This is a genomic window from Tepidibacter thalassicus DSM 15285 (assembly GCF_900129915.1).
GTDB classification, from domain to species: Bacteria; Bacillota; Clostridia; order Peptostreptococcales; family Peptostreptococcaceae; genus Tepidibacter; species Tepidibacter thalassicus.
In genome coordinates, this window is sequence record NZ_FQXH01000021.1 from 23,912 (window position 1) to 34,973 (window position 11,062).

The window sequence follows — 11,062 nt, forward strand, 5'->3', positions numbered from 1 at the left end:
TCTTACAAAATATAATGTTAATCTTACAATTTTGTAACATCAAAATAATCTATAAGCTTAGGAAAATGAATTGTAACTTTTGTATATTCTTTAAACTTCGACTCTACAGTTATATCATGTCCCAATTTTATCGCTAATCTCTTCGACAAATAAAGTCCCATTCCCGTAGATTTATAATTTTTTCTCCCATTATATCCAGTAAATCCTCTATCAAATATTCTTTGTATATCTTCTTTTTTTATTCCTATGCCATTATCTTCAATTATAAGTCTTTTCTCTTTTTCATCTTTTTCAATATTAATTTTTATATATCCACCTTCAGCCGTATATTTTAATGAATTATCTATAATTTGATTTATAATAAATATTAACCATTTTTTATCAGTATGTACACTCATATTTATATCTTCAATATCAATTTTAATTTTTTTATTTATAAAAGTCTTAGCATGTTTTTTAATAACTTCTTTTACTATTTTTTCTACATTAATTTCATTTATCAAATAATCTTTTGAAAAATCATCTAGTCTTGAATAATACAATGATTGTTCTACATAATTCTCTATTCTATCAATCTCTTCTTCTAAGCTATCCAGTATTTCTTCTTTAGATTTTGATATACTATTCTCTATAATGAGCCTACTTACTGCAATAGGAATTTTAATTTCATGTACCCATGAAGTTATAAATTCTAAATTTTCTTTTTTTTCTTCATATAATTTATTTATTTTTTGATTTTGCTGATTATAAACATTAATTAAAAGTTCGTTACACAAATGATGTATATAATTACTAGGACTAGGCAAACAATTTATTATATCTTCTTTTTTATTCTTCAAAATATAATTTATATCTTCATAGTATCGTTTACATACTAAATATTCTCCTATCAAATAAAATAAAAACAAAACAAAAGAAACAAAATTTATATACAATATATTATTTATACTTACCTTTACTGTTATATCTAAATATATTACTAATGATATAAAACTCATTAAAATAATATAAAATAAAATCAAATATTTTTTATCCAATATATATTTTTTAAAGTTCATAATACCGCACCCTATTTTCTTAACTTTGTACTACTAAAACATCTTTTCCTTCAAATGCAATTCCTAGCTCTATTATATTTTTTACTCCTCTATCTAATAAATCTTGTCTATAATTTTTATTTTTTATCTGCTCTATAGCATTTTGAACTGCTATTTCTAAATTTTCTTTTCTTCTTTTATTTACCTTTTTAAATTCTATTATTATACCTATTTTACTTTTATCCTTTGGAATTATCATTATATCATATCTTCCATATCCACTTTCTCTATTTGACTTTACTTCATACTCCTCATTTAAAGCCACTAAAATACCAAGTACAAATGCATGATAAAAGCTTTCGCTTTCTTCTATATCAAAATAACTTGCACTTTTTATTAAATATTCACTAAATATTTCTTCAAATACTTCTATATCTCCATTTACTAAACTTTTAAGCATAATATTAAATTTTTCATTATTTATACTCTCATTAAACCACGACATAATTATTTCTTCATACAAATATGCTACTTCTAAATTTGGAATTTTTAAATTGCAATAAGTTTTTCCTCTTTTAAATTCTTCATTTACCACCTTTAAATATCCACTAAAAAGCAAGAAACTCCACACATTTTCTGAACTCTTATCTATATCCTTCATAACTATATCTTCATTTATAGTTTTTACTATGTCTTTTCCTTTTATTAAATCCTCAAGATCTTTTTTTATAAATTCTCCCGATTTTGTAAGTATTATTTTAACTAAATCATTACTACTTGTATTTACCCAGTAAGGTCTATATCCTTTCTCATAATTATCTACATAATTTAATATCGACCATGGATTATATATTACATTTTTCCCAAATATATATCCATTGTACCATTTTCTAACTTCATCCATTTCAGATTCTATATTATAGTATTTTAACATTTCTTCTACTTCACCTTCTAAAAATCCAAATTTATCACTATAATGATTTTTTAATATCGTACATACCTTTAAATTATTAAGTCCGGAAAATATACTCTCCTTTGCTACTCTCAAAATTCCTGTAAGAACTCCCTTTTGCAAATACTCATTATCCTTAAGCACTGCACTTAAGAAAATTCTCATAAATTCTATTACTTTTCCATAATAATTATTTAAATATCCACTTTGAATTGGAACATCGTATTCATCTATCAAAACAACTGTTTTTTGCTTGTAATAGTTAGTTAAATATTTGCTTAATGTTTTCAAGCTCTCGGAAAGTTCTACAGTATTAACATCTTTATTTAATACATCATTGAAATACTTCCTTTGTCTTTCATCTAAAAAATCACTGTTTAAAAGATACTTATGTTTTTCATATACATCACTTATAACTGATTTAATTCCTATATTACAATCTTCCCAATTAGAATATTTTATATCTTTAAAAGTAATATATATTACCGGATATTTTCCTTGCATATCCATTATTTCCTTATAATCGTTTATTTTTAAGTTTTCAAATAAATACCTATTGTTTTCATCACTTTTTTCAAAAAAATACTTGAGCATACTCATATTAAGTGTTTTACCAAAGCGTCTAGGTCTTGGTATTAATATTACTTCTGATCCATCATCTATTATCTCTTTTATAAATAAACTTTTATCTACATAGTAATAATTTTCACTTATTAATTTTTTAAAATCACTTATACCTATAGATATTTTTTTCATCTATTTCTCTCCTTACTTGTATTTAAGATAAAATTAATTCTATCTATATATATAATATAATTATAGTTTTAAATTTGAATTTATTCAAATTCAACAACAACTAAAAAAGCCATCTAAAACCTATTTGGTTTTAAACGGCCAACAATTAACTTTGTAATTCTTTATATCTTCCTACTTCCCGGCTTTTCAATAGGCATATTTTCTTTACAAAGAGGACAATCTTCTTTGTCATATACTTTTATATCAAGCTCTATAGCACTATATATCGGTATCCCTATATCACTACTCGTTCTATCTACTATACAAGCAACCCCTATAACATCTCCTCCCATGCTTTCAAGAAGCTCTTTTACTTCAAGAGTTGACTTTCCAGTAGTTACTACATCTTCAGTTATTAAAATTTTAGCATCTTTTTTTATTTTAAACCCTCGTCTTAAAGCCATCACATTATCTACTCTTTCAGTAAATATAGCTTCTTTTCCTAATTGTCTTCCTATTTCATAAGAAACAATAACTCCACCCATGGCAGGTCCAACAACCAAATCTATATCTAAATCCTTAACTTTTTCAACTACAAAAGATAAAACCTTCTTTGCATACTCAGGATATCTCAAAACCTTAGCACACTGAACATATCTATTACTATGCTTGCCAGAAGACAATAAAAAATGTCCTTCAAGCAACGCATCACTTTTCTTAAGAATATCTATAATAACTTCATTACTCATAAACTCATCTCCCACTCTTTTATTTTTTCACTTCTCTCTTTTTATAAATGTGTAACTATATGACTTAACAAGTATTACTTCTTATGTATTGCGTAAATATAAACCTTTCTTTATAAATATTTTGCTAAGAAAACTTAGTTTTCTCAAAATATTCATCACATGAGCGTTATTTTTGCATGTATCATTTGCTGTTACACTATCCCTCTAATCTCATCAAGAGATTTCACATTTTCTTCCTTCATAAACTTCTCTATTCCAGCTATAATCTCAAGACCTATTCTCGGATTTATAAAGTTCGCCGTTCCTATTTGAATACAAGTAGCTCCTGCCATTATAAACTCTATAGCATCCTCATAATTTACAATCCCTCCCATTCCCATAACAGGAATAGTTACATTTTTACACACTTCATGAACCATTCTAAGAGCTATCGGCTTAATTGCAGGTCCCGATAAACCAGCATAAGTGTTTTTAAATATGCTCTTTCTTTTTCTTATATCAATCGCCATGGCTTTAAATGTATTAACTAATGATATTCCATCTGCTCCTTCTTCTTCACATACAACTGCCATTTTTACTATATCCTCAGCATTTGGAGAAAGCTTAACTACAAGAGGAAGTTTTGTAGCATTTCTCGCTTCTTTTATAACTTCTCTAGCTATACTATCCTTAATTCCAAATGCCATTCCACCTTCTTTTACATTAGGACAAGATATATTAAGCTCAATCATATCTATATCTTCTCTAGATATTATTTCTATGGATTTTACATAATCTTCAATTGTTGCTCCCCCTATATTTACTATTTTTATTAAATCTAAATTTTTAAAATAGTTTAACTCATTTTTTACGAATCCTTCTATTCCTGGATTTTCAAGCCCAACACTATTCATCATTCCACTAGCCGTTTCATGTATTCTAACACCATCATTTCCATTTTTTTTATTAAGAGTAAGCCCTTTAGAACATATCCCCCCTAATTTTTCAATATCATAAATTTCACAGTATTCTTTTCCAAATCCAAATGTCCCTGATGCCATTACAACAGGATTTTTAAATTTTAAAGAGGAAAATTCAACTTCCAAATTACTCATCAAACAACACTTCCTCTCCTAAGAAAACTGGACCATCTTTACAAGTTTTCTTGTTTCCTTGTTTAGTTTTGCATGTGCATACAAGACAAGCTCCTACTCCACATGCCATTTTATTTTCTATTGATACATATACCTTTGTATTAGTTCCCTTAGCCATGGCAACTATTTTTTTCATCATTATTTCCGGCCCACATGTTAATATATAATCGTATTTATTCACATCTAATATATCTGTAATATTTCTCCCCACAGTTATATTAACTTCATTAGAATATTTCTTAAACTTATCCTCTAATACAGCTTTTTTTCTAAACCCCATATAAACATCTACATTTTTTAATGTTTTCGCTGCAAGATAAAGTGGCGCTATCCCTATACCTCCACCAACTAAAGCAATTTTTCCATCAACTTCTTTAAATCCATTTCCATAAGGTCCTTCAAGTTTTATTTCATCAAAGGGCTTGAGCTCACTCAATATTTTTGTTCCTTTTCCCACTACTTTATATAAAAAACTTATATAATCTTCACCTATATCATGAATACTTATAGGTCTTGATAACAAAGGATAATTTTCCCATGCTCTTAACATATAAAATTGACCCATTTTTCCTTTGAATATTCCACTAACTTTTAAAATATACATATTCTCCCCTAAATACTCATTTGATATTACCTTAGCCATTTAAGTATATCCTCCTTCATTTCTAAAACAGCTTCTCTTGGATTATACGATGTTATTATTCCCCTTGATGAATTTACAACTCCGCACATATTATTTTTAAATAAAGCTGATAAACCTTTACCTTTTCCTCCTTGAGCTCCATATCCAGGTATTAAAAAGAATGTATTTTTACAAGTATTACTTATATCTACTATCTCTTTAGGATTTGTACAACCGACAACTGATCCTATTAAACTAAAACCATTTTTTCCCACATATTTTTCTCCCCATTTTTCTATTTCCTTTGAAACTTTCATATATAAAGGCTCATCATCAACTTCAAGCTCTTGAAAATCCTTAGAGCTTTCATTTGAAGTTTTAGCAAGAACAAATAATCCTTTATTTCCTTTTTCTAAATATTCGCAATATGGACTTATCGCATCATATCCCATATAAGGATTTACTGTTATAAAATCCACCTCAAAATCTCCTTCAAAGTGAGCTTTAGCATACATCTTGGCAGTTGACGAAATATCTCCTCTTTTAATATCTCCTATTACTATATTTCCTTTTTCTTTTATATATTTTAAAGTTTTACTATAAGCTTTAAGTCCATCAATTCCAAACGCTTCATAACAAGCTATTTGAACTTTGTAACATGCAACTAAATCATGTGTTTCATCTATTATTCTTTTATTAAATTTAAATATCTTTTCTTCTATAGTAGTTTCATCATTTAATATATCATTTGGTATATACTCAATTCGTGTATCAATCCCTACACATATAGGACCTTTTTTTAACACTTCTTCATAAAGCCTATCTATTATCATAAATAATACGCCCCCTTTTTACAGTCATTTTTACTTCCCCATAAACTTTTATTCCATCAAATGGATTATTTTTTCCCTTAGATATAAATTCATTAGTATCTATTTCATATTCTCTATCTAAATCTACAAGCACTAAATTTCCTTCATATCCTTCTTTAATAAGTCCTGAATTTAAATTTAATATTTTAGAAGGATTATAAGACATTAATTCACTTAATTTATTTATCGATATATTATTTTCTTTAAACACTTTATATACCATCGAAAAAGCTACTTCTATTAGTGATATTCCAGGAACTCCTTTTGTTTTATCTTCTCGACTATGAGGGGCATGATCTGTTCCAATTACATCTATATATCCATCTTTTATTCCCTGTATAAGTGCATTTACATCTTGAATACTTGCAATTGATGGATTTACTCTATAATCTAAATCATGTGAGAATATATGATGTGGAGTTACTTCACATGTAAAATTTAATCCTTTATTTTTAAACTCTTTTATTAAATCTAAAGTCTCTTTTAAACTTATATGACATATATGCAAATTGCCACCTATACCTTCAAGTAAATTCAAATCTCTTTTAACTATGTCAACTTCTGGGTCACAATGAGTAAGTATCTTAAAATTATAGTTTTGAGAAAGCTTTAGTGCTTCCTTCATAATATTTTCATCAAATACTGTTTTTCCATCATCAGAAAAAAGATTTGTATATTTTATCATCTCATCTATATCTACTATTTCTTTCCCATCTAAATTCTCAGTTAATGAAGATATTTGAATTACATCACATAAGTTTAATTTTTTACTTTTATTAATTACATACTCTATTATTTCTTTATTATCACAAACAGGATTTGTGTTAGCCATGGCACAAAGTGTTGTATATCCTCCCTTTATTGCTGCCATTTGACCGCTTTTTAAATCTTCCTTATAGGTATATCCAGGTTCCCTTAAATGTGTATGCATATCTATAAACGATGGAAGAAGGGTATATCCTTCTCCATCTACAATTTGACAATCCTTATTTATATCTATACCTATTTCCTTTATTATTCCATTTTCTATAAATACATCTCCATAAATACTTTTTGTAGCATCTACTATTTTTACATTTTTAATAAGTAAATCCATAATATATCACCTTATAACGATGTTCTACTTTCACAGTATTCACACTTATACTCTTTCTTTTCATCATTCACGAGTATAAATTCTACTTCTTTTATATTTTCAACTGTAGTTATACATCTCGGATTTTTACATTTAAATACTCCCTTTACCTTTTTTGGAAGTTTAATGTTTATTTTGTCTTTTATTTTTTCATCTTCTATTATATTAATTGTTATATTAGGATCTATAATCCCAAGTACTGTTAAATCTATATCTATTTCATTCTCTATTTTTATAATATCTTTTTTACCTAATTTATTTGAATTTACATTTTTAAGAAGTGCTACTGAATAATCAGCTTTATGAAGTCCTAAATGTTTAAATATTTTATATCCACATCCAGCTTTTATATGATCTATTACTATTCCTCTTTTTATACTATTTACATTAAGCATCAGCATCCACCCCCAATAATTTCATTATTAATGCCATTCTTACAAACATACCGTATTTTGCTTGATCAAAATATACAGCTCTAGGATCATCGTCTACTTCAGTTGCTATCTCATTTACTCTAGGTAGTGGATGAAGCACAAGCATATCCTCTTTTGCATTTTTAAGTTTATCTTTTGTAAGTATATAACTATCTTTAAGTCTTAAATATTCTTCCTCACTAAAAAATCTTTCTCTTTGCACTCTTGTCATATAAAGTATATCTACATGATTAATTACTTCTTCTAAGTTTGAAGTTTCATAATATGCATGACCTTTTATTTCTTCTTTTATATAATTTGGGATTTTAAGTTCAGATGGGGATATAAATATAAACTTTGTGTTTTTGTATCTTGCCATGGCCTTTACTAATGAGTGAACAGTACGACCAAATTTTAAATCTCCACAAAGTCCTATTGTAAGATTATCTAGACTTCCTTTTAATGCTTTTATGGTAAGTAAATCGGTAAGAGTTTGAGTAGGATGTTGATGCCCTCCATCACCTGCATTTATCAAAGGTACACTTGAATATTTAGATGCAAGATAGGCACTACCTTCTTTTGGATGTCTCATAGCTATTATATCTGCATAACATCCAACGGTTCTTATAGTGTCTGCAAGAGATTCTCCCTTTGCTACAGAAGATGAATTAGGCTCTGAAAAACCAACTACACTTCCACCAAGTCTTAACATTGCAGCTTCAAAACTAAATCTAGTTCTAGTTGATGGCTCATAGAATAATGTAGCTAATAATTTGCCTTTGCATATATCAGAGTATTTTTGAGGATTTTCTGTTATTTCCTTCCCAAGATTAAGAATTGAATCTAATTCTTCTAAAGAAAAGTCATTTGGCTGGATTAAGTGTTTTCCTTTTAACATAATATTACCTCCTTTACAGCCTCTCTGGACTGTTTTAAAAGATTTTTTCATTAAAAAAGCCTTCCAAGATAGGAAGGCATAATTATAGACATATATAAATAAGTTTATCCATATTTACAACCTTCCTAGCCTCTCTGGACTAGTATTAAAGATTTATTTTCCTTGTTATGTATCTTAACACTTAAGTTAAACTATGTCAATATTTATTTTGATATAATTTTCTAGTATTTTCAAGAATAGCCATGGTTATTTAAAAATAATATTTATTTACAAAAATATAGAAAGGGGTTAAAATATGTTTAACAAATTAAAACAATTTATAGCAACTTTATTAACACTTGTAATGTTTTTTGTTCCAACTGCTAGTGTATTTGCACAAAGTATTAACGAAATATCCGTAACAGAAAAAGTATATAATTTAGAAACTGATGAAATAGATATAGATGAATTATTAGATGAAGCAGAAGATATAACAAATAATTTATTGAATTGACAGATTATAAAGGTATAAAAAGATTACCTTAATAAAAATATAGGTGATTTTATGAAACAATTATTTGATTTTAATCCATTAGAAGATATTGTATTAAAGTTAGACTTAAAACAAAAATCCATAGATACTTTTTTTCAAAAAATAAATGATTATAAAAATAACAATCCAGATGAATACAAAAAAATTTTTAATAATATAAATCTTAAAGAATTAAAAAATGAATTAAAATTATCCATTATTTCTTTAGTTAAAGATTATACTATAATTAATGAACAAAAATATAGACTGGATATCACTTTAGCTTATTCTAAAGATTTAGATATAATATTAGAATATAAATCATGTTATACTTTATCTGGGGATTTAATTTCAAGTTCTATTATAGTTGATTTAAACGTAGAATTAAAATTATAAATTTGGAGAAAAATTATGTTAGAAAAAAACTTAGAAACTTGGTTAGACGAATATAACATTAAATTACGTACAACAAAATATTTTTGGAAATATATCGAAAATTGGAAAAAAGAATCTATTGATGATTTTGAGGAATTTTTAAAAGAAATAGATATAACTCTAAAAGATATAAATCCAAATTCATTAAAATTAGAGTTTGAATTTGCACAAATTTCTATTTATTATCTATTAGGTACAGAATCTCATAATCACTACGAAGTTCTTGTTTGTGTTGCTGTAAAAAAAAGAAATAAAAAATTATTTAGTTATAATGCTTGTTTTTCTCCTTCTGGAAAATTTATAGATGATTTTATAAAAGACATAAATAGTTCTACTATTATATAAAAATAAATTTGTTTAATCAAAGGAGAAATTATAATGCTTCATAATAAATTAGATATTATAATAAATGATTCTTTTACGTTAGAAGATTTTACAAAGTTATTAAAAGATTTTTCAAAGGATAAAAAATTAGTTTTTGGAATTACAGAATATCTTGATTTTTTTGTAGATGACTACCATGATTATGATGTTAAGTCATTTATTTTAAAAATAAAACAAAATTTTTTTGAAAGATTTATTATATCTAATAAAGAAATTAATAGACTTAAAAATGAAACAACTATGAATCTTGATTTTTCAAATGATACGTTTTATATTGTAAAAAATATAGATGAAATAGAAAAATTTATTAAACTCGATCATTTTTCATTTACTGCTCTTATTGTAGAGAAAAATATTGTTACTCATGTATTTTTTTATACTGAACATATGGATGATATGATTATTGTAGTGGACTGCAAACCAGAATCTGATTTTAAAAGTTTTCTAGATGAATATTCTAAAAAGCATAAAAAAAATGTAAGTATATTATATAGCTAAAATATAATATTAGAAGTCTAACATAATATCCAATAAGGTAATTAGGAGGCAGTAAAACAGTTAAGAAAACATTACAAAACCTTATAAAAACCCTTTGATTTTTAACAATCTATAGATTGTAATAATATCAAGAGGTGATTTTATTTGCTAAATTAATTGGAAAAACAGAGCAAACTTTAAGAAATTGGGATAAAATATGAGTAAGAATTAGTGCTAAACTTCAAGGTGAAAGAGTTAACAAAGTCAAGAAGATGATTATGGAGTTGACTAAAGATGATTAGAGGATTAATTATAAGATTATATCCGACAAAACAACAAGAAGTTTTAATGTATAAACATATAGGTTCAATGAGATTTGTTTATAATTGGGCATTAGCAAAGCAAATAGAAAATTATAAGAAATATGGTAAAAGATTATCAGTTACAGAATTGGGAAAAGAACTTACTAAATTAAAAAAAACAGAAGAATATAAATGGCTTTATGAAGTATCCAATGCAACTTTAAAAGAAGCTATTAGAGATTTAGATAAAGCATACGAAAACTTTTTTAATGGTAGTGGTTTTCCTAAATTCAAGAGCAAGAAAAAATCGGAACCTAAATTTTATTCAAGATATGACAAAATATACTTTAAAGAAGATGTTGTTAATCTTGAAAAAATAGGGAAAGTAAAATATAAAGCAGACTATG

At 26.2% G+C, this 11,062-nt stretch carries 14 protein-coding genes; 5 read left to right on the plus strand and 9 right to left on the minus strand.

The window, feature by feature from the left end; all coding sequences use genetic code 11:
- Positions 1–23: 23 nt before the first annotated feature.
- The 9 genes from BUA19_RS08795 to pyrB all read right to left on the minus strand — a co-directional run bounded on the left by BUA19_RS08795 (position 24) and on the right by pyrB (position 8,546).
- On the minus strand, positions 24–1,058 hold the full coding sequence (locus BUA19_RS08795) for a sensor histidine kinase (RefSeq protein WP_072725708.1): 1,035 nt from the start codon (positions 1,056–1,058) through the stop codon (positions 24–26).
- 19 nt (positions 1,059–1,077) lie between these two features.
- Complete coding sequence (locus tag BUA19_RS08800; RefSeq protein WP_072725710.1) at positions 1,078–2,745, minus strand: AAA family ATPase; 1,668 nt, start codon at positions 2,743–2,745, stop codon at positions 1,078–1,080.
- Between the two features lie 161 nt (positions 2,746–2,906).
- Positions 2,907–3,473, minus strand: coding sequence for an orotate phosphoribosyltransferase (gene pyrE / locus BUA19_RS08805; RefSeq protein ID WP_072725712.1), 567 nt, complete (start codon positions 3,471–3,473; stop codon positions 2,907–2,909).
- 191 nt (positions 3,474–3,664) lie between these two features.
- Entirely contained in the window at positions 3,665–4,567 is a 903-nt protein-coding gene (locus BUA19_RS08810) for a dihydroorotate dehydrogenase (RefSeq protein WP_072725714.1), read from the minus strand.
- Positions 4,560–5,249: a dihydroorotate dehydrogenase electron transfer subunit gene (locus BUA19_RS08815; RefSeq protein WP_072725716.1), complete on the minus strand. Its 690-nt coding sequence runs from the start codon at positions 5,247–5,249 to the stop codon at positions 4,560–4,562. The genes BUA19_RS08810 and BUA19_RS08815 overlap by 8 nt, the downstream gene beginning before the upstream one ends.
- Positions 5,237–6,061, minus strand: coding sequence for an orotidine-5'-phosphate decarboxylase (gene pyrF, locus BUA19_RS08820; RefSeq protein WP_072725718.1), 825 nt, complete (start codon positions 6,059–6,061; stop codon positions 5,237–5,239). The genes BUA19_RS08815 and pyrF overlap by 13 nt, the downstream gene beginning before the upstream one ends.
- On the minus strand, positions 6,048–7,196 hold the full coding sequence (locus BUA19_RS08825; protein WP_072725719.1) for a dihydroorotase: 1,149 nt from the start codon (positions 7,194–7,196) through the stop codon (positions 6,048–6,050). Before BUA19_RS08825 ends, pyrF begins: the two co-directional genes overlap by 14 nt.
- Before the next feature lie 11 nt (positions 7,197–7,207).
- Positions 7,208–7,630 carry an aspartate carbamoyltransferase regulatory subunit gene (locus tag BUA19_RS08830; protein WP_072725720.1) on the minus strand — a complete coding sequence of 141 codons (423 nt, stop codon included), beginning with the start codon at positions 7,628–7,630 and terminating at the stop codon, positions 7,208–7,210.
- Positions 7,623–8,546, minus strand: coding sequence for an aspartate carbamoyltransferase (gene pyrB / locus BUA19_RS08835; RefSeq protein WP_072725722.1), 924 nt, complete (start codon positions 8,544–8,546; stop codon positions 7,623–7,625). Before pyrB ends, BUA19_RS08830 begins: the two co-directional genes overlap by 8 nt.
- 295 nt (positions 8,547–8,841) lie before the next feature.
- On the opposite strand from pyrB, the gene BUA19_RS08840 reads away from it, so the two are divergent.
- The 5 genes from BUA19_RS08840 to BUA19_RS08860 all read left to right on the plus strand — a co-directional run.
- A complete protein-coding gene (locus BUA19_RS08840) occupies positions 8,842–9,039 on the plus strand; it encodes a hypothetical protein (protein ID WP_072725723.1) in 198 nt (65 codons plus the stop codon).
- A 51-nt stretch (positions 9,040–9,090) separates the two neighbouring features.
- The gene (locus BUA19_RS08845; RefSeq protein WP_072725725.1) at positions 9,091–9,453 is read left to right on the plus strand and encodes a hypothetical protein; all 363 of its coding nucleotides are present in this window, start codon (positions 9,091–9,093) and stop codon (positions 9,451–9,453) included.
- A 15-nt stretch (positions 9,454–9,468) separates the two neighbouring features.
- Complete coding sequence (locus BUA19_RS08850) at positions 9,469–9,837, plus strand: hypothetical protein (protein WP_072725726.1); 369 nt, start codon at positions 9,469–9,471, stop codon at positions 9,835–9,837.
- Positions 9,838–9,870: 33 nt separating this feature from the next.
- Positions 9,871–10,374, plus strand: a complete 504-nt coding sequence (locus BUA19_RS08855; RefSeq protein WP_072725728.1) for a hypothetical protein — start codon at positions 9,871–9,873, stop codon at positions 10,372–10,374.
- Between the two features lie 273 nt (positions 10,375–10,647).
- A partial coding sequence (locus BUA19_RS08860) for a helix-turn-helix domain-containing protein (RefSeq protein WP_178137479.1) occupies positions 10,648–11,062 on the plus strand: 415 nt, incomplete at its 3' end.